Genomic DNA, 677 nt, shown 5'->3' with positions numbered 1-677 from the left:
TGAGGTGGTCTAGCTAAGCCGGACAGAGTAGGGACGTGGTTTGAAGTTGCGTTTCGAAGTGGTTGGGTGATTGGTAGCCAAGCGCCGAGTGGCGTCGTTCGGCATTGTAGTAGGCCACGTGGTGGCTGATTTCGAGTTTAGCCTCGGCCAGTCCGGGAAAGCTACCACCATCGAGCAGTTCGGCTTTGAAGCGGCTCCAAAAGGATTCAGCGTGGGCGTTGTCGTAGCAGTTGCCCCGCCGGCTCATGCTCTGCAGCGCGCCGTGTTTGGCGACCAGGTCTTTAAAGCGGGTGGCCGTGTACTGGCTGCCTTGGTCAGAGTGGATGACAAGCCCGGCCGGGGGCCGGCGCACGACCAGGGCGCGGCGCAGGGCTTCGCTAACCAAGTCTTCGGGCATGGTGTCGCGCACGTCCCAGCCGACAACTTTGCGTGAGCAGCGGTCAAGCCACACGGCCAGGTACAACCAGCCGCCGCCCTGGCGGGGCAAGTACGTGATGTCGCCCACCCAGACCCGGTTCGGGGCGGCGGGGGCCCGTTGGCCGAGTAAGCGGTTGGGTGCGGCGCGCACGGCCGGGTCGGAATCGGTCGTGCGGGGCACAAACGAGCGCGGCTGTTGAGCGCGCAGGCCGTGGGCTTTGAGCACGCGGCGGATGCGCCAACGGCCCACGGCGTGGCCC

At 65.9% G+C, this 677-nt stretch carries 1 protein-coding gene; it reads right to left on the bottom strand.

The annotated features are described in order from the left end of the window. Positions 1 to 13 precede the first annotated feature (13 nt). On the bottom strand, positions 14 to 677 hold a 664-nt coding region (locus WX88_RS26815), incomplete at its 5' end, for an IS3 family transposase (protein ID WP_046247506.1).

Origin of the sequence: Hymenobacter terrenus, assembly GCF_000972495.1 — a bacterium.
Lineage (GTDB): Bacteria > Bacteroidota > Bacteroidia > Cytophagales > Hymenobacteraceae > Hymenobacter > Hymenobacter terrenus.
This window is presented reverse-complemented; position numbering and strand designations above follow the sequence as displayed.